Source organism: Salmonella sp. 2020_1395 (genome assembly GCF_043848115.1).
GTDB classification, from domain to species: Bacteria; Pseudomonadota; Gammaproteobacteria; order Enterobacterales; family Enterobacteriaceae; genus Salmonella; species Salmonella enterica.
Genome location: NZ_JBCMFH010000001.1, coordinates 379,248 through 398,055 on the forward strand (window position 1 = coordinate 379,248; position 18,808 = coordinate 398,055).

Below are 18,808 nucleotides of genomic sequence, written 5' to 3' on the forward strand. Positions count from 1 at the left end.
GTGGCACCCTCTGCTATACTCGCAGGCCTTTTCAGACCTGCGAGCAAGGAGCATGTTGTGGCCAGGGCCATGGATAATGCAATTTTAGAGACGATTTTACAGCGCGTTCGCCCCCTCATTGGCCAGGGCAAAGTCGCTGACTATATTCCGGCATTAGCGTCCGTCGAAGGTTCAAAGCTGGGGATAGCGATTTGTACCGTGGACGGGCAGCATTATCAGGCGGGCGATGCGCACGAACGCTTCTCTATTCAGTCTATTTCGAAAGTGCTCAGTCTGGTGGTGGCGATGCGTCATTATCCGGAAGAGGAGATCTGGCAGCGCGTCGGAAAAGATCCTTCCGGCTCGCCGTTCAATTCGTTGGTTCAGTTAGAGATGGAACAAGGCATCCCGCGTAATCCATTTATTAATGCGGGCGCGCTGGTGGTATGCGACATGTTGCAAGGGCGGCTTAGCGCGCCGCGTCAGCGAATGCTGGAAGTTGTGCGCGCGCTTTGCGGCGTATCGGATATTACGTATGACGTTACGGTCGCGCGCTCTGAATTTGAGCATTCCGCCCGTAACGCCGCTATTGCCTGGCTGATGAAATCATTCGGTAATTTTCATCATGATGTGCCTACCGTGTTGCAAAATTACTTCCACTATTGTGCGTTGAAAATGAGTTGCATGGAACTGGCGAGGACGTTTGTCTTTCTGGCGAATCAGGGCGAGGCGTTTCATCTCGACGAGCCGGTAGTTACCCCCATGCAGGCCCGGCAGATTAATGCGCTAATGGCGACCAGCGGTATGTATCAGAATGCCGGAGAGTTTGCCTGGCGGGTGGGATTGCCCGCTAAATCCGGCGTGGGCGGCGGTATTGTCGCCATAGTGCCGCATGAAATGGCGATTGCCGTCTGGAGTCCGGAGCTGGATCCTGCGGGAAACTCTCTGGCAGGCATCGCCGCACTTGAGCAATTAACACAAACGTTAGGACGTTCGGTATACTGATGAATGCGCTTGAACCGCTCTTTGCCCGCCTGGCGCGATCGACATTTCGTTCGCGTTTTCGTCTCGGGATAAAAGAAAGACAATATTGCTGGGATAAAGGCGCGGAGGTAATTGATAAACACGCCGCCGATTTTATCGCCCAGCGACTGGCGCCAGCTCACCCGGCGAATGATGGTAAGCAAACGCCGATGCGGGGCCATCCGGTATTTATCGCGCAACATGCGACGGCAACCTGCTGTCGCGGGTGCCTGGCGAAGTGGCACCAGATACCTCAGGGAGAACCGCTGAGCGAAGCGCAGCAACAGTATATTGTCAGCGTTATCCATTACTGGCTGGTCATACAAATGAATCAGCGGTAGGGCAGTGCGTCGTTGCTGACGCTTTCCCCGATAAATCACCCTATACCACTGATAGCAGCCGTTGACCGTCATATATCTCATGTGCTGAAGTGTCTTTTTAGTTACAACATGCATTTGGTTGTTTTTTTTCAACGCCTGTCAGCACTGTGCAAAAAAATGTTCTACAGGGCAGGGGATCCGTGTATCACCAGAAGCTTGCAACCTTGATCTGGATCACGTTTAATGACAGTGCTTTTTTACCTGCTGAAGATAATCATGATCGTTAGACCACAACAGCACTGGATTCGCCTGATATTTGTCTGGCATGGTTCCGTGTTATCTAAAATCTTTTCACGACTGCTCCTTAACTTTCTTCTTTCTATCGCCGTTATTATCATGCTGCCCTGGTACACAATGCTGGGTATTAAGTTTACCCTTGCGCCGTTTAGCATACTGGGCGTCGCTATCGCCATTTTTCTTGGGTTTCGCAATAATGCCTGTTATGCGCGTTACGTCGAAGCGCGACATTTGTGGGGGCAGTTGATGATCGCTTCACGCTCAATACTGCGAGAGGTGAAAACAACCTTGCCTGATGAACGCGGTATCGAGGATTTTGTTCGGTTACAAATCGCTTTTGCCCACTGTTTGCGCATGACATTGCGTCGACAGCCTCAGGCGCAAGTTTTGGGCAACTATCTTGACCAGGACACGTTACAGAAAGTTGTCGCTTCCCATTCCCCCGCTAACCGTATCTTATTGCTGATGGGAGAGTGGCTGGCGATTCGCCGCCGCAGCGGAAAGCTTTCCGATATTTTATTTCATAGCCTCAACAACCGCTTAAATGATATGTCGTCAGTGTTGGCCGGCTGTGAACGCATCGCCAACACGCCGGTGCCTTTTGCCTATACGTTAATTTTGCATCGTACGGTTTATCTTTTCTGCATTATGTTGCCATTTGCACTGGTGGTTGATCTGCACTATATGACGCCGTTTATTTCGGTGCTGATTTCTTATACGTTTATCGCGCTGGATGCGTTAGCAGAAGAGTTGGAAGATCCGTTCGGTACTGAAAATAATGATTTACCGCTGGATGCGATATGCAATGCGATAGAAATCGATTTACTGCAAATGAATGATGAAAGGGATATTCCGGCAAAACGGATACCGGATAAACGCTATCAACTGACCTGAGCTCGACTTAACTGGCGCAGAATGTTCATCTGCGCCATAACCTGAAGAGCAAAGCTTAATAGCCTTCTCCAACGCCGGTTTTGGCTGGACCGGAGTAGTGGACATGAACGATTCGCCATCCTGTGTTTGGTATCTTCGCCCACACCTGGCTTTCGCGGCCTGTAGTGTGTTGAGTCTGCCCATTATCACGGCGTACCGCGGTAAAATGCCAGTCGAACTCTGCAACGGCGGCATTGCCATACACATGAATAGCAGGGGGAGCGTCCAGTTTTAATGTGCGTTTGCTGAAGGTTTTACCCATAGTGGTGCCATAAAAATTTTCAGCGATCTGCGACCATCCGCGTTCGTGACCGCGTGGATGAATAAAACTGGTTTCCGGTGAAACATAAAAGAGCTGCTTGCCTAACGTTGGGTCTGCCTTATCTATTGAATAAAGGTAGCGGTTAATACCTTCTGTAATTTCTTGTTTAACGGTCGACGTAGCTTCATTTTGTGCGGCGGTTGGCGTTGCCGCTGATGCCGATGACGCCATCAGAGTTAACGTTATCGCGGCGGCCGAAAACAATAGTGACGTTTTTTGCATAATAGTTATACCCATATGGTCTGTTTTTGAGACGCTTTATCTTTCCTGTTACGTTCACCTTTATACTAAAGGAGCATGGCTCACGAACAATAAAAAACATCCTTCTATAAAATTACCCCGAAAAGGGAGTAGTGCAATTAAGAATATCGTATTTGTTTGTAACGGCATGACTCAAAATATCAACATTTAGAGTTTCAGTATTGTTGTTGTCCTTTGACTTATTTTTATATTTATTACCACTGGTAAATAGTTAATCTTATGAATAGTGATACACAAATGACCGTTTGCGCTATGTGATAATTAACCATAGTAAAAATACACGAAGCGAAGAAGTGCTATTTCAGTAGTACTGATATTTTCATAACGCTAATTTAAAAATAAATGTAAACGTAACAAATTATACACAAAAATAAGAAGGGCTGTGGTCTCAACTGACTTGATTATGATTCCGTCTTAACGAATGTCAGCCGAGTGTTCAGTGCCATTCTCGCCCTGGCATCCCCGACCGCAAGCCAGTTCTCTACTGGTAATCTCCTTGTTATTACAGCAGAAAACAGGGCATATCATTGATGTAGCTATGCTTAACTTGCATTTTAACATCACTAATACATAGCAAGCTAATATTACACTTTGAAACTTAACGCGCGGTAATTGTTAGTGATATTGTCCTGGACAGTTCCGCGAGCAGGTTTTGCGGAAAGTCCAAAAATAAGACAAATAAGGCATATAAAATGAAAAAAGTAGTGGTGTTATCTGCGGTAGCCGCAGCCGTAATGATGGCTGGAGCCGCCAACGCAGCAGAAATCTATAACAAGGATGGCAATAAACTGGATTTGTATGGCAAGGTCGACGGCCTGCATTATTTTTCCAGTAATCATAGTACGGATGGCGATCAATCTTATATCCGTATGGGTATTAAAGGCGAGACTCAAATTACCGATCAACTAACCGGTTTTGGACAGTGGGAGTATCAGGTCAACGCCAATCGTCCGGAAGATGGTGACTCCAGCGGTTCCCCGCAAAGCTGGACGCGTCTCGGTTTTGCTGGTTTGGCATTTGCCGATATGGGGTCTGTTGATTATGGTCGTAACTATGGCGTGTTATACGACATTGGTTCATGGACTGACGTACTGCCTGAATTTGGTAATGATTCGTATGAAGCTTCCGATAATTTTATGACCGGACGCGCGAATGGCGTTCTGACTTATCGCAATAATGATTTCTTTGGTCTGGTTGATGGTCTGAATATTGCGTTGCAGTATCAGGGTAAAAATGACGGCCTGTCGAAAGAAGGTGATCCTTTAAGTAATAATGCCAGAAAAAGTATCGCGTACCAGAATGGCGATGGTTTCGGGGCATCAGCGACATATGATTTGGGCATGGGGGTGAGCCTGGGGGCAGCCTATACCAGTTCCAAACGCACGCTTGATCAGATGACGCAAGATAAATACGACAATGGTGACCGCGCTGAAGCCTGGACTGGCGGCGTGAAGTATGATGCCAATAATATTTACCTGGCGGCAAACTATACCCGTACTTATGATATGACCTATATGGGCGATACATTGGGCGGCTTTGCACATAAAACCGATAACTGGGAAATGGTAGGGCAATATCAATTTGATAATGGCTTACGCCCGTCACTGGCGTTCCTGCAATCCAGAGCCAATGATGTTAATGGACTGGGTTCGTTCGACCTTGTGAAATATATTGATGTGGGTTCCTATTACTACTTCAATAAAAATATGTCCGCGTATGTTGACTACAAAATCAATCTGCTAAAAGATGGCAACCCATCGAATCCTAATACAGACAACACCGTGGCGCTCGGCTTAGTCTACGAGTTTTGATAAAACTTGCTGATTAAGACAGTTTAGGGATACCCTCCTTTTCCCAAAACTGTGTCACTGCTTAACCTTTATTATTGTTAATTTATTCTTTTATTATTTCAGGACGCTTCTGGCGTCCTTTTTTATTGACTATTCGTTGACTATTCGACTTCGATCTCCCGAATGCGCATTCTGCTACTGTCATCTATCTGCACTTTGCCTGAATGACAAAAGGGACAACAGAGTGTGGATGTTTGAGAGGTAAAGGGTTGATTACAGGACAGACACCAACCTTGCGCCGGTGCGATAGTAATGTGGAAACGCGCATTGTCAGCAAGGGTATGACGAGCGGCGACATCCAGGCCAAAATGCAGCGCCGGCACCTCAACACAGGCCATAACGCCAATCTCCAGCCAGACTTGCTTTACCTTGCTGAACTGGTGATTTACTGCCTGTTCCTCCAGCAATTCGATAATATTTTGCGCCAGGGCTAATTCATGCATGGGCCAGCTCCTTCATTCAACAATATTTACGGCGACACAAGGATCAATTACCTGTAACTGTTGCGACCACAATGAGAGTGGAATAGTGGCCAGTTCGCGAGCAATGACGCCGTCAGATTGGGCGTGACGTGTGGTAGGCGAGATAATACGGTAATCAAGAATATTGCCTGACGTCGTCAGTCTGGCCTGATGAACTAACCATCCTCGCGCGGTTTCCACTACCGCTATTTTCCATTCGCCATCATCAAAACGATTCCAGCGCAGGGTAGGAAGGGCGCTCAAACTTCGGGCGAGCGTAATGCAGCGGGCCAGCAGACGTAGCGCAGTCGTTTTTCCGCTAAGACAACAGGCTGACAGTAGCGGATATTCGATAGCCAGAGGCGAGACATCCAGGGGACCAGGGGTTATTAACGTATGGTCCGGGGACGACGCCATCGGTAGTGTTGGTGTAATGATATTCTGTACTGCCGCCAGCCAGCGGGCGGTTTCAGAACGCTCTTGCAAAAACCAGGCTTCCCAGCCCTTTACGCCACCGGCAAGCCAGGTCTGAGGATCATCGTCAAAAAAGATTGTGCTTGCCAGCGGGGATAACTCTCCGCGACGTAACAACGCCCATTCTTCAGCGGTTGCCTGTCGGTGGCTAAACAGGGGGAGCCAGTCGGTCAACGCGCGACGGAGCGTTTCTCGCGCCAGCTCTTGTTGTGCGGCCTGCATATCTGGCTTCTCTTCAGGAAACAACAGTAAAGCCGCCGCTGCGCTGTGTGCCTGAGCGCACAACGTAAACAAACGTGAAATAAGCGTCTTCGCGTATACCGGCGTTGCGCCCTGTAACAAACGACCGATCGGCGCCTCCTGCCAGATAATCCGTAGCGGGTGAGAATAGACGGTCAATCTTTGCACGAATTATTACCTTCATCGATCACCATAAACCCGGACTTACTGGTTTCGCAAACCGGACAGCACCAGTAATCAGGTAACTGGCTGAAGGGCACGCCGGGTGGAATTTGCCATACATCATCGCCCAGCGCAGGGTCGTAAACCCACCAACATACTTTGCACTCCATGCGCACCACTGGCTCATTTTCTGTGGCCGGGTATTCTTTCAACCATTCCAACGTATTTTTTAGCCCCGCGTAGGCATCTTCGATATCGTCGATGCCTGCAACGGCGATATCAGGAATGTCCGCTATCTCAATCATATCTTGCAGTAATGTGTTCATATCATTGAAATAATTGACCCGCCATACGCCGGGAAAATGCGTGCTTACAATCCGGCATTTACCATATCCGCGTGAAAAAATAGCGCTACAGCCTTCGCCTAAAAAATGATCCAGATACTCGCGATCGGCATCGTTTACTGGCAACAGCGTTAAGTTAATGATATGCGGCTCTTTTACCGGCTGGTTTACGCGCTCGGCTATTTCATGCGCGATAAAGGCGCCATTCATCAATCCCGCCGGTTGTGGCGGCAATTCTGGTGTAATCGGCGGCTGCGGATGCGTCTGCCAGATGCTCTCCGGGATCGGGCCAATGATAATTTCATCGGCAACCCGTTGCTGGTCAGCGTTATATTCACGCACACGCCAGACGCCCGTAAAAACCGTCTCCTGAATACGCTGTTCTTTTCCATCGGGTAATAGTACCCGGGCGGATATTTCACCTTCGCCGAGCAGTTGATCCAACAAACCGCTATTCTGTTGCTCAGTGGCATTCAGCTTATAGCTCAGGGGAAAGGGGAGCGTTGCCACCGGGTTATTCATATCGCGAATAAGCGTAGTCAGGATGTGTCTGGCAACACGAAGCTCAGCGGGCAGCGCCTGTTCCGGTAAAACCGGCGTCAGTGGGAGATTAATGCCGGCGGGGATAGGAAGAAAGTTAAAGTCTTCCTCTTCTGGCTGCGAGCCTGGTCCGGCAATATTAACGACTGGAATAGTTCTGGAATGATTCACGTGTGTTACCTTTCATTCTATTGCGTGATAACGGGAATATCCTGACGATAGCCCGGTGTGGTCAGCAATGCGGCCACCCGCTGAGAGTATTCTTGCCAGCTATATAATCCCGCCAGACTGCCGACAAAACGGTGCTGGCGAAAGAAAAGCAGCGCCGGATATTTCAGAATGCGATACTCCCGGGCGATCAGTTCACTCTGTTCGCTATCCGCAAATGCCGCGGTATAAGACGTCGCCGGAAATTGCTTGAGGATCTCCGGGATAATGACCCAACTGTCGGCGACTTCCGGATGTTTGTTGGGGTCGCTTTGCAGCAAAACCAGCACAGTCGGATGCGCATTAATCAACGACGGGAGCGTTTGTGCATCGGTAACCAGAAAGCCTTTATCCGCCAGTGGACAAACAGAATTTTGGGGTGAGATAGTCATTTTTTTAAATGCTCCGGTAATTCAGGCGTGCGAGACAATAAATCGGCAAAACCGGTCAGCGGATCGCTTTGCGTGAGCATGGCCTGTTCCAGCGAGTCCAGCGCCGCCAGTACCTCAACGGCTTCCGTTTCGTCCATTTCTCGTCGTGCTGCGCCGCCAAATGTCAGCAGCCATGCGCCTGCTAAGGGGGGAGCCACAAGCCGAATATCAACGTCGATAAGCTCGCCGTGTCGGTCGCGGCATTTGGCGAACCACTGACCGGGTGAAATAACCTGCACAGGAACGCCGATACACATTATGATTTCTCTCTCTGTAGCACCCGAATATCGCCGACCCGGCAAGCGCTTTGCGCATCTGGCCGTTCATCTTCGTAGCGTTCCATACACAGGCTGTAATGATTGAGTCTTTCAGTGGGCAAGGCCGCTGAAGAGGCGGTGATACCCCATTGCGCCAGCACTTCCTGCGCGAGACAGACCGCAGGCATCAGTTGCGCCTTTACCTGCGGCGTAAGACTCCCGCCATAGTCATCCAGACATTCCGGCTGCACGCCAATCAGCACAATCTCCGATAACTGGCCGCCGGTTAATTGCAGCAATGCCAGCACTTCAGAAAAACTGGTCTGATGTAAACTGAGTTTTTTCGCCGTCAGATAGGCGGGAACCTGTTCATCACGAAACATCGCCAGCGAACCTGGCGCCATACCAAAATCGATAGCATCCATGATTAACAGTTTTTCGGTCTGTTGCAGCCAGGGCAGCAGTGCCAGCCCCTGCGTACCGCCATCAACAACGTCAACTTTCTCGTTATCGGCATACTGTTCAAACAGCTTTTCCGCCGCTCTGACGCCAAACCCTTCATCTGCCCAAAGCAGGTTGCCAAGCCCTAAGATCGTTACTTCTGCCATTGTTATCACCTGAACCAGCGCCAGCCGCTTATCATGACGGAAATCACGCTTTGTCGGCTCATAATGTCTTCACGGATAGCGGTATAAACATGCGCAATGACGAAGGCGATAATGAACCACATGCCCAGCCGGTGCCAGAAATGTAGCGCGAGGCTATCGTTGCCAGTCAGGCGAATCATCCAGCCAAACCATTGATACGCCCAACTGTCTGTTCCAAGCCCTTCGCCATAGAGCGCAAAGCCGCTACACACCATCAGTACGGACATCCAGAAATAGAACATTACCGCCAGTCCCGCTACCGGATTATGTCCATAGTAACGATGGGCCTCTTTTTCGAGGAAAAAATACCAGCGGATTTCGCTGATAACGCCTTTGCGCCAGGCGCGGCGCCAGAACGGAACCAGAAACATCTCCCTGGCGTACTCATTGCCGACACATGCCCAGTAAATACGAAACAGCAGCGCGACAGTAAAAATATACGCCGTGGTAAAATGGATCAGTCGTATCCAGCCCATCCAAAACATAAAGGTCGCTTCACCTTGAATCGATGGCAGGGGGCGGCCAATGAAATATCCTGTAACAGCCAGGACGACAATGGATAACGCCGTGATCCAGTGCCATAAACGGACCGGCGCTTCATAGATATAGTACCCCTGGCTGGTTATTTCTTTGAGATGCATTGAGACCTCCGAATCGTCGTCATCGTACCTGAACCCTGACCAGCTCCCCTCCATGATTATCAATAACATGGGTGGAGCAGGCCAGGCAGGGATCGAAGCTGTGCAGAGTACGTAAAATCTCCAATGGTTGATCGGGAACGGCGAGTTTAGTCCCCATTAACGCCGCTTCGTACGCGCCAATTTGACCTTTATCGTCACGTGGTCCGGCATTCCAGGTTGTCGGTACCACACACTGATAGCTGTCGATTTTCTGATTTTCAATTTTTATCCAGTGCCCCAGCGCGCCGCGCGGCGCCTCGCTGAAACCTACGCCTTTTGCCGATGTAGGCCAGGTATCGGGTTCCCAGAGCGTGACGTTTGCCGTCGCCGTATCGCCGGACTTGAGGTTACGCATCAGACGATCGAAGAAATATTGCAGCGTATTGCCTGCCCATACGGATTCCAGCGCACGCGCGGCAGTACGTCCTAATGTAGAAAAGAGCGCTTCTTTAGGCAGCTTTAATACACTAAGCAGTTGATCCACGGGTTCTTTAAATTCCGGTTTATTTTGATGATATCCAATCAGATAACGCGCCAGCGGACCTACCTCCATCGCATGTCCCTTCCAGCGCGGCGATTTAATCCATGAATATTTAGCGGACTCATCCACCTGTTCGATAAAAGTTTTTGTGCCTTTATAGTGTTCGCCCATGACCAGTTGCGGTTCGGTCAGACCATCCCAGGGATGCAGGCCCTTATCGTTATTGCCGTTACCATAGGTATACCAGGAGTGAGTGACAAACTCCTGAATCTCATCGGGGGCGGTTAAATCGACAGGATGAATTTCGTCGAAACGACCGTTAATGATAGCCCCACGCGGAAGCAGAAGATTACTGGCGGAATAATCGTTAGGGTTATCCGGAAACTCGCCATAAGCCAGCAGGTTCATGCTCGATAACCCGCCGCCGATTTTTGCCCAGTCTTTGTAATAACTGGCAATCAGCAAGACGTCCGGAAGATAAACCTGTTCGCAGAACTGGCGAGCTTTTTGGATGATGGAACTGACAAGGTTCAGGCGTTCCATATTCACTGCGCCGACCGCGCCCGTTTCGTCAAGGTTGATGGCGCAAGGAACGCCGCCCACCAGCCAGTTAGGGTGCGGGTTTTTACCACCGAAAACGGTGTGAATTTTTACGATCTCTTTTTGAAAATCGAGCGCTTCAAGATAGTGGGCGACCGCCAGCAAATTGGCTTCCGGCGGAAGTTTCATCGACGGGTGTCCCCAGTAGCCATTACGGAAAGGGCCAAGTTGACCGGACTCGATAAACCGCTTCAGTCGATTTTGCAAATCGCGGAAATATCCCGGCGAGGATAGCGGCCATGCGGAAAGGCTTTGCGCGATGGCGGAGGTCTGATGCGGGTCGGCTTTCAGGGCCGCAACCACATCAACCCAGTCCAGCGCGTGCAGATGATAAAAATGCACCAGGTGATCGTGAACGTGTAGCGTAGCCTGCATCATATTACGGATACAGTTTGCGTTGTCCGGAATCGCGATTCCCAGCGCATTTTCTACGGCACAGATTGAGGTCAGAGCGTGTGTACCGGTGCAGACGCCGCAAATGCGTTCAACGAATGCCCAGGCGTCTCGCGGATCGCGACCTTTCAGGATAACCTCCAGGCCGCGCCACATGGTGCCGGTCGACACAGCGTTAGTAATGACATTATTACTGTCGATATTCACTTCGCAGCGCATATGCCCTTCGATGCGAGTAACCGGATCGACCACAATTCGCCGTCCGCTATTGTCCAGCGTAAAACCCTGAGTCTGATAAGGATATGCCATAATTATTTTTTCTCTTCCGGAGCGTTTTCTGATGACGTGTTGTTTTTATTACGGGCGTGTTTTATGGCGCTCACCGTGGCGTGAGCGATGGCGGCAGCGCCCGCAACGCCGGCAACGCCCAGTCCGATTTTATCGGCGGTCGCCTCAATGCCGGTTTGCGGAATGCCCGTTGCCCGGCTGTAAAAAGAACCGTAATCCCAGAATCCATCTTCCGAACATCCGAGGCATCCATGACCCGACTGGATAGGAAAAGACACGCCATCATTCCAGCGAACGGTTGAACAGGCGTTATAGGTGGTCGGGCCTTTACAGCCCATCTTGTACAGGCAATACCCTTTTCTGGCGCCTTCGTCATCCCACGCTTCCACAAACTGACCGGCATCGAAATGCGCGCGTCGGTAGCATTTGTCATGAATTCGCTGGCCATAAAACATTTTTGGTCGTCCAAGACGATCAAGGGGAGGGATGCGATCAAATGCCAGCATATAGGTGATAACGGCGGACATCACTTCAGGTATAGGCGGGCAGCCTGGCACTTTAATAATGGGTTTATCGGTAATTAATTTGTGAACCGGCGTGGCTTTAGTTGGGTTGGGACGGGCTGCCTGCACGCAGCCCCATGATGCGCAGGACCCCCAGGCGATAATCGCTTTAGCATCCGCGCTGACGCGTTTTAACTTCTCCAGGAACGGCTCGCCAGCCAATATGCAAAACATCCCATCTTCATTCAGCGGCGCGTTACCTTCCACGGCAACGATATAATTTCCTTTGTACTCACGCATCACATCCGCCAACGCCTGCTCGGCTTGTTGCCCTGCGGCGGCCATAATGGTGTCGTCATAATCCAGGGAAATGAGCGACAAAATGGCATCTTTTGCCAACGGGTGCGCAGAGCGAATGAAAGATTCGGTACAGCAGGTACATTCAAGACCATGCAGCCATATCACTGGCGTACGCGGTTTATTCTCCAGGGCATAAGCTATCTGAGGAATCATCGAACTGCTCAGGCCTAAAGACGTTGCGGTAAGGCTGCAAAACTTGAGGAAGCTACGCCTTGTCACGCCGTGTCTACGCATAACTTGATAAAATGTATCTTGTGTTTGCATAACGTTTATCCCAAACCACTATAGTTAGTGTGGGCATCATATGTTGCATTTCTTGTCTTTCTCAACGTGTTTTAGTAGCAATTATGTTTCTAATTCGTAACAACTGATTACATGTGTGCTACTCACATTACTCAAAAACATAAATTAATTTAATGTTATTGGTGATGTGGAGTAAATATAGCGTTGTGAAGATATCTCTTAATGTTGATAAGAAACCGTGTTTTTTATTTATAACATGATGGGATTTTTTTAAATGGTCACACGGATAACGCGTTTTCATGTTAGTTCGCTGTGTTTAACTCTCCTTTAAACCCGTCAGTTAAATTTATTAGCTTGTAAAATAAGATCACAATTAATTACGTGCCGCATAACCATTGATAGGTTTAATTTAATATATTCATCCAATCCATTTTACAAACAAGGAGAGCATGATGAACAAAAGTAAAACAATGTTATTTATCGCTCCGGCGCTGTTTTCATACGCCCTGGCTGCACAGGCCTGCACAACCCTTGCCATTCAGGATAAACAAGGCGATATTTTTCATGGACGTACGCTGGAATATATGCAGGATTTACCCTCATGGTTAACGTATTATCCGGCGGGAACACAGTTTGATAAAAAAACGCCGGATGGCAGCCAGGGGATAAGCTATCAGGCGAAGTATCCGATACTGGCCATTACTTCCACCATTACTGATGGCGATAGCAGAGACATACTTGAAGGCATGAATAGCGCGGGATTGTCATTTAGTGAAAACATGATCATGAATGCGCAGTTGCCGCCATTGCCCGCGAGTGAATATAAACAGGCAATTCCTGTCACCTCGTTGGGAGAATGGGCGCTGGCCCGTTTTGCTACTGTCGGCGAGGTAAAACAGGCAATAAAAGAGGGCAAATTCTGGTCACCGGAACTGCATCGGTTTGGCGATCTGAAATCGCCATTTCATTACGCGTTTTACGACAAGAAAGGAGGAAGCATTGTCGTTGAAGTGGAAAATGGCAAATTCCATGTCTATGACAATCCCACTCGCGTGATGACAAATGGTCCCGCATTCCCCTGGCATCTGACAAATCTGAATAATTATACGCAATTAACCAATGTGGACCGCTCTTCAGGCACACTGGGCGGGATAAAAGTGATGCAGCCTGATAGCGGGATTGCTATTGCAGACTTGCCATCGTCCGATACGTCGGTTTCCCGTTTTATACGCGGCGTTTATTACACCACATATGCGCCGCAAGCGACATCTGCCCACGATGCAATGAATACGCTTGCGCATATTATGAGCCGTTTCGATCGTCCGAAAAATATTACGGTTGATTATATGGGGAGTGAAGGGGAAGGCAACGCCACCCGCAAACCGGTCTCAGAATATACGGTCTGGACAACGCTATCTGACTTAACGCACGGTGAGATGATGGTGCGCGGCTACAATGATATCAACTATAAAACCTGGTCTCTTTCTCAGTTTAAGAACGCGACAGCGCCCGTGTTCGAGAAAATCAACGTCAAAGGATAAACCGCTCATCTCGGTTTAGTTTCTCCGGTAGTCTCGGCGAAGGTAATGGAGACTACCGGCGGTTGCTTCTCTTTATCATGCACGGTAATTAATTATCACGATCACCAGCGCCAGGATGGTATGCTAAATCCATTCAAAATCCCCTGGATATGGATTGGAGGGCGCATGGTTATACCTGAGGTCAGGCAGGAGAGGCTCTATCAGAAGATAGCCAACCTCATCATTAAGCTGATCAATGATAATATTTTTCCACCGGGAACTTTTTTACCGCCAGAACGCGAACTGGCAAAACAGCTTGGCGTGAGCCGCGCCTCCTTGCGAGAAGCCCTTATTGTACTGGAGATCTCCGGATGGATCGTGATTCAGTCCGGTAATGGGGTTATCGTTTCAGATAAAAAACACCTTGCCAGCGACTATACCATCGAAGAAATTCTCTCTACTCGCGAGCTGGTCGATAGCCATTGTGCGCGCTTAGCCGCACAAAACGATAACGTTGACGTCATCAATCAAATAGAGGCGATTTATCATCGTATGGATCAAGCCATTAACGATAATAACGTCCACGGCTTTTACTCGCTGGATAAAGAGTTTCACCTTGCGATCTCTGAGGCCAGCCGTAACCGGGTGTTGTTCGATATGTCCCGTATGTTATGGGAACAACGGATTAATATCCCTTATGCCGGGCTTGATGAGCAGTCTGGAGACAGAAATGTTTTACTTAATCTCAACAAACAACATAAAGCGATAGTGGATGCGATGCGCCAGTCTGATGCTGACAGCGCCTATGAGGGATCTCTGGAACATTTACGCTATGTGAGAAAGATTGTCGGCGGCTAATTTTGTCGATGAATAACACCGCATGGCGGTCATGCCATGCGGTGGAGCTTGCCGTAACTCAATGGAAAACAGCATTAATCTTTAAGTAGCGCTCCGGATAGCGATCAAGTTCTTTAACTGCATCAGGGATCTCATCAAGATTGACGACCTTACTGACAACATCTTGCGGATTAATCTCCAGCGTAGACAGCATACGTAATGCCTCATCAAATTCACCGGCACTGGTGCGGGAACCGCGTAAATCCAGTTCTTTGTAGGTGATCAGGTTCGTCGGCAGCGACGTTTCCTGTTTTGGCCATCCGGTAAACGAAATACGACCAGCAAACGATGCTAAATCAAGCGTATTTCGAATAGCGCTATTTGCGCCGGAGGCTTCTATCACGACCTGCGCCATGGTGCCGTGGGTGATATTTTTAATAGCGTCGATAACCTGATCGTCAGCGGCGTTCAGTACATAAGGAACGCCAAGCTTTTGCGCATAGCGTAACCTTTCTTCCACAATATCGATCAGAATAGGCGTTGCCTTGTAATGACGCGCGCTTAATGCCGCCATAAGACCAATGGCCCCCGCGCCGATGATGGCAACATATTCCCCGGCCTTAACGTTTGCCCGATGCAGCGCGTGCAGAGCGATGGTCAGCGGTTCTGCCAGCGGCGCCATTTCAGAAGGCACATTATCTGGTATTTTATGAATTAAATGTGCGGGATGAGTAACCACCTCCTGCATTGCGCCATCGACATGCACGCCAATGACGTTTAAATTTTCACAACAATTAGTTCTGCCGACAGAGCAAGGGTAGCAGTGACCACAATAAATATAGGGGTCAACAATCACGCGGTCGCCTTTTTTAATATTGCCCGGCATTCCGGTACCTTCCTGAAGAACAATTCCGGTCACTTCATGCCCAATAATTCTTGGGTAAGTAACCAGTGGGTTCGTTCCACGAAAAGCCCCGATATCCGATCCGCAAATGCCTGCAGCATCAACCTTAATTAATACTTCATTTTCTTTCTTATGGGGATAATCCACCCAGCGGGTTTCAACTTCACCAGGCTTATTAATGAACACAGCTTTGACTTTCATTGGCTTTGAATCCTTTACTTTTTACAAACACGAAGACCAACAGGCTTGAAACGATAGCGATAGCACCAGCCAGATAGAACGCATAGTCATATTTACCGCTAAATTGAACGATAAAACCGGTGACAAGCGGGCCGATAATGCCGGATATATTAGCCAGGCCATGCATGGCTCCGCCGACGCTCCCTACCTTATCTTTATGAACAACATCCTGAATAACCGCCCAATAAATTGGGCCCGTTAAATAGAGCAGGAAGAGTGAAACTGACATGAGCGTAATTGCGCTGCCGATAGTGCTAACAGTACCGGAAACGGCAACACATACCGCCGCGCCTGCCAGACATACGCCCAGAATAAGTCGACGTGAGAGCAGAGCATTACCGGTAATCCGATAAATTACATCAGAACAGACGCCGCCGAGCACCATACCAATGGCGCCGATGACCCAGGGAATTACCGTGGCGATACTAATTTCTTTAATATCGAGATGTAACGAATGGTTCAGGTAACTTGGGAACCAGGTCAGGAAGAAAAAAAGAATATAGTTGTAGCTGAAAAAAGCCAGAGTTGTTGCCCATACCATTGGTTGTTTCATGTAATAGCCGAGTGAAGGCGTAGCCCGGCCATCATCAGATAAAATAACGTCCTCATGATTTTCAAAATCAATGCGTTCTTCCGGCGCCAGGCGTTTACTCATTGTTGGCTTATCGCTAACGATAAAGTACCACAGTAGTACCCAGACCAGGCCAAATAAGAAAATAATGCCAAATGCGGGGCGCCAGCCTAAGGATAACGCCAACAGGCCCACAATCGGCCCGGACACCGCGCCGCCGAGCGGGGAACCGGCGCTAAAAATTCCGATCGCCGTGGCAGACTCCTTTCGGGAAATCCAGTTATTGATGATTTTATTTCCGGCAGCGCTGACCGGCCCTTCAGCCATACCGAAAAGAACGCGCACGATAAGCATTGTCCACAATCCGGTGACTAAACCAGTTAAGCCACAAAATACAGACCATAGTAACGCTGCGATGAGAAAAACCGTTTTTGGCCCAACTTTATCGCTGGCCCAGCCACCAATAAAATTAAACAGGGCGTATCCGATAAAAAACGCGCTGAAGATCATCCCCATCTCCGCGGCGTTAAATCCTAACTCCTTTTCGATCAAGGGGGCAGTTATCGACAATGCTGAACGATCCATATAGTTGAGCATGTAAACTATAAATAGAAGAAAAACGATAAGCCATCCCATTGTTTTTCTTTTCATGATTAATCCTCTTATTGTGGTCTAGCGGCCTGACCACAATATTTTAAGGTTATTTTCAAATCACCTCTCTTGTGGTTAGAACGTGATCAATATAACAAAAATTTATCGCAGAGGATTTTTATCCATCGCAAGCGTGATGGATAAAATTATTTAAAATCAGACAATTACTAGAAAATTCAATCGGGGCTATCGTTTTCCCCTAATCCACGCCCCGGTAACGTTTGACATGCGGCGTTAACGGAAGGTGGCGCTGTCTGTGGGTATTTTTCATCGGGCGTAATATAAACCTGACTCGTGGCGACATAGCCATCATTAAAAGTGGCTTCGATATAGGTAGCTTCCCAACCTGTCTTCGGTTCATTTAACGTAATACTGATCTTATTGTTGGCGGGAATATCTATTGTAAGCGGCTGATAGCGGATGCCACAGGCATAACGGAAATCACGCGCATTTGGATTGTTGGCTGTCCAGCGAACGACTTTTACCGGCGCTTCTGAGAAATAGACCGTAAGAAGATGGTGGTGAATAAGGCCGATCAACTGTGGTAATGTTTTTTTACTTTGAAACCTATTAATAAATGGAACGAGGCTTTCTTCAGCGAACTGGTTAATTGAGTAGTGGTTCATATTAGGCACTATACGTAATGATTTTACGCCAGGAAGTTTGCTATAATAAAAGCGAGTATTGTCTGGTACGAAAAAATCATCGCCACTTGCATTAATAATATATTTCGGTATTGCAAGGCGGGGTTGATAAATAGTGTTGAGATATCTTAGCGGATCTATTATTTGCCTTAGCTGGGTAAATGTGGGGGATTTTATTTTCTCATCTATGCCTTGCTGGTAGTAGGGGTAGAATGTAATGGGCCAATTTCCACCGTATGATTGATAAATATGCTCAAGTGAAGCATCAATATCAAGTAGATCAATGGCGAAGGGAACAATTGCTTCAACATCAGGATCGGCAATAGCTGACAACCAGGTGGTCCACCCACGCTTTGAAATACCTGTAATGATAAAGGAATTTATATTCCATTGCGTTAACTCCTTTTTTGCTAATCTCATCGCTTGCGATATGGCAGTGACCATAGGAATATTTAAAGGCATTAACTCACGTTGCTCCGGCGCTTCCATAAATAATGCCCAGCTTCGGGAAACGCTCTCGTCCTCTTTCAATGGTTTTTTATCATCCTGAAAGGTTAAATATTGGTTAGGTATATCACTCACTGATATTACGATGGTATTCGTATCACGGGCGATGCTTGCCAGTGTTTCCTGGGAGAAATCACCGGGTTTACTGGAGATTTGTACGCCTTTTTCATAATTAATTCCGTTGTTTACAACCACCAAAGCATGGTGCTCTTTTGCCGTTTCAGGGATATAAATATCAACGTTATGTCGCCATTGCGCAGGGGTTACCATGTCATCTGGCGACCAGTGTTGCGATAATAATTCATAGTGTCTGACTACCACCTGTGCTAATGGAGCTGTACTAATCAAGGTATATTTTAGCGGTGTGCCTGAAATCTGCTCCCGGTAGTCGGGGAGAACATGAGACAAATCACACTCCGGGCTGTTTCGACAAAAGAAGATGTTGTTATGAAGTAGTGTATAAACTTTTGTAGAAATAAAAAACAGTACGATAACAACGAGATATATTTTTTTCATGCTTTCCCCGCGCGTTACAAGGGCAAATGCCAGCCAGCATAATTTCCATAAATACCTCTTAAACATTCAATATAAGTACAATACTTTTGATAAATAAGGGAAGAAGGGAACAATAATGTTTG

Annotated in this window: 19 protein-coding genes; 6 read left to right on the forward strand and 13 right to left on the reverse strand. The window is 48.1% G+C overall.

What is annotated here, in order from left to right; all coding sequences use genetic code 11:
• Positions 1–57 precede the first annotated feature (57 nt).
• From glsB to ACH0WD_RS02010, 3 genes are all read left to right on the forward strand, one after another.
• Positions 58–984 carry a glutaminase B gene (gene glsB / locus ACH0WD_RS02000; protein WP_000090082.1) on the forward strand — a complete coding sequence of 309 codons (927 nt, stop codon included), beginning with the start codon at positions 58–60 and terminating at the stop codon, positions 982–984.
• Positions 984–1,343 carry a DUF4186 domain-containing protein gene (locus ACH0WD_RS02005; RefSeq protein ID WP_000992449.1) on the forward strand — a complete coding sequence of 120 codons (360 nt, stop codon included), beginning with the start codon at positions 984–986 and terminating at the stop codon, positions 1,341–1,343. The genes glsB and ACH0WD_RS02005 overlap by 1 nt, the downstream gene beginning before the upstream one ends.
• A 255-nt stretch (positions 1,344–1,598) precedes the next feature.
• The gene (locus ACH0WD_RS02010; RefSeq protein ID WP_001747629.1) at positions 1,599–2,513 is read left to right on the forward strand and encodes a bestrophin family protein; all 915 of its coding nucleotides are present in this window, start codon (positions 1,599–1,601) and stop codon (positions 2,511–2,513) included.
• A 55-nt stretch (positions 2,514–2,568) separates the two neighbouring features.
• On the opposite strand, the gene ACH0WD_RS02015 is transcribed toward ACH0WD_RS02010, so the two are convergent.
• Entirely contained in the window at positions 2,569–3,111 is a 543-nt protein-coding gene (locus ACH0WD_RS02015) for a DUF4440 domain-containing protein (protein WP_000513122.1), read from the reverse strand.
• 716 nt (positions 3,112–3,827) lie between these two features.
• Between ACH0WD_RS02015 and ompC the strand changes: the two genes are divergently transcribed.
• Positions 3,828–4,946, forward strand: coding sequence for a porin OmpC (ompC, locus tag ACH0WD_RS02020; RefSeq protein WP_000758336.1), 1,119 nt, complete (start codon positions 3,828–3,830; stop codon positions 4,944–4,946).
• Positions 4,947–5,086: 140 nt separating this feature from the next.
• Here ompC and hypA read toward each other — a convergent pair whose 3' ends face one another.
• The 9 genes from hypA to ACH0WD_RS02065 are packed head-to-tail and all read right to left on the reverse strand — an operon-like array spanning position 5,087 to position 12,317.
• Positions 5,087–5,428 (reverse strand): hydrogenase maturation nickel metallochaperone HypA, encoded by a 342-nt coding sequence (hypA, locus tag ACH0WD_RS02025; protein ID WP_000544772.1) that lies wholly within the window; start codon positions 5,426–5,428, stop codon positions 5,087–5,089.
• 12 nt (positions 5,429–5,440) lie between these two features.
• Positions 5,441–6,328, reverse strand: a complete 888-nt coding sequence (locus ACH0WD_RS02030; protein WP_001189398.1) for a hypothetical protein — start codon at positions 6,326–6,328, stop codon at positions 5,441–5,443.
• Positions 6,316–7,377: a hydrogenase expression/formation C-terminal domain-containing protein gene (locus ACH0WD_RS02035; RefSeq protein ID WP_001016753.1), complete on the reverse strand. Its 1,062-nt coding sequence runs from the start codon at positions 7,375–7,377 to the stop codon at positions 6,316–6,318. The genes ACH0WD_RS02030 and ACH0WD_RS02035 overlap by 13 nt, the downstream gene beginning before the upstream one ends.
• Positions 7,378–7,394: 17 nt before the next feature.
• The gene (locus ACH0WD_RS02040) at positions 7,395–7,805 is read right to left on the reverse strand and encodes a hydrogenase (protein ID WP_000155990.1); all 411 of its coding nucleotides are present in this window, start codon (positions 7,803–7,805) and stop codon (positions 7,395–7,397) included.
• On the reverse strand, positions 7,802–8,101 hold the full coding sequence (gene hypC, locus ACH0WD_RS02045; RefSeq protein ID WP_000334910.1) for a HypC/HybG/HupF family hydrogenase formation chaperone: 300 nt from the start codon (positions 8,099–8,101) through the stop codon (positions 7,802–7,804). The genes ACH0WD_RS02040 and hypC overlap by 4 nt, the downstream gene beginning before the upstream one ends.
• On the reverse strand, positions 8,101–8,709 hold the full coding sequence (hybD, locus tag ACH0WD_RS02050; protein WP_000852663.1) for a HyaD/HybD family hydrogenase maturation endopeptidase: 609 nt from the start codon (positions 8,707–8,709) through the stop codon (positions 8,101–8,103). The genes hypC and hybD overlap by 1 nt, the downstream gene beginning before the upstream one ends.
• Before the next feature lie 5 nt (positions 8,710–8,714).
• The gene (gene cybH / locus ACH0WD_RS02055; RefSeq protein ID WP_000924456.1) at positions 8,715–9,458 is read right to left on the reverse strand and encodes a Ni/Fe-hydrogenase, b-type cytochrome subunit; all 744 of its coding nucleotides are present in this window, start codon (positions 9,456–9,458) and stop codon (positions 8,715–8,717) included.
• Positions 9,409–11,211, reverse strand: coding sequence for a nickel-dependent hydrogenase large subunit (locus tag ACH0WD_RS02060; RefSeq protein WP_172480764.1), 1,803 nt, complete (start codon positions 11,209–11,211; stop codon positions 9,409–9,411). Before ACH0WD_RS02060 ends, cybH begins: the two co-directional genes overlap by 50 nt.
• 2 nt (positions 11,212–11,213) lie before the next feature.
• On the reverse strand, positions 11,214–12,317 hold the full coding sequence (locus tag ACH0WD_RS02065; RefSeq protein WP_001194448.1) for a hydrogenase small subunit: 1,104 nt from the start codon (positions 12,315–12,317) through the stop codon (positions 11,214–11,216).
• 428 nt (positions 12,318–12,745) lie between these two features.
• Here ACH0WD_RS02065 and ACH0WD_RS02070 point away from each other — a divergent pair, with 428 nt between their 5' ends.
• Both ACH0WD_RS02070 and ACH0WD_RS02075 read left to right on the forward strand, forming a co-directional pair.
• A complete protein-coding gene (locus ACH0WD_RS02070; RefSeq protein WP_000981373.1) occupies positions 12,746–13,837 on the forward strand; it encodes a choloylglycine hydrolase family protein in 1,092 nt (363 codons plus the stop codon).
• A gap of 45 nt (positions 13,838–13,882) precedes the next feature.
• Positions 13,883–14,674 carry a FadR/GntR family transcriptional regulator gene (locus ACH0WD_RS02075; protein ID WP_001518759.1) on the forward strand — a complete coding sequence of 264 codons (792 nt, stop codon included), beginning with the start codon at positions 13,883–13,885 and terminating at the stop codon, positions 14,672–14,674.
• A 58-nt stretch (positions 14,675–14,732) separates the two neighbouring features.
• On the opposite strand, the gene ACH0WD_RS02080 is transcribed toward ACH0WD_RS02075, so the two are convergent.
• The 3 genes from ACH0WD_RS02080 to ACH0WD_RS02090 all read right to left on the reverse strand — a co-directional run bounded on the left by ACH0WD_RS02080 (position 14,733) and on the right by ACH0WD_RS02090 (position 18,752).
• Complete coding sequence (locus ACH0WD_RS02080) at positions 14,733–15,758, reverse strand: zinc-binding alcohol dehydrogenase family protein (RefSeq protein ID WP_000864936.1); 1,026 nt, start codon at positions 15,756–15,758, stop codon at positions 14,733–14,735.
• Positions 15,733–17,019, reverse strand: a complete 1,287-nt coding sequence (locus ACH0WD_RS02085; protein ID WP_000824240.1) for an MFS transporter — start codon at positions 17,017–17,019, stop codon at positions 15,733–15,735. The genes ACH0WD_RS02080 and ACH0WD_RS02085 overlap by 26 nt, the downstream gene beginning before the upstream one ends.
• A gap of 176 nt (positions 17,020–17,195) precedes the next feature.
• Positions 17,196–18,752 (reverse strand): PhoPQ-activated pathogenicity-related family protein, encoded by a 1,557-nt coding sequence (locus ACH0WD_RS02090; protein WP_000476924.1) that lies wholly within the window; start codon positions 18,750–18,752, stop codon positions 17,196–17,198.
• Positions 18,753–18,808: the final 56 nt, after the last annotated feature.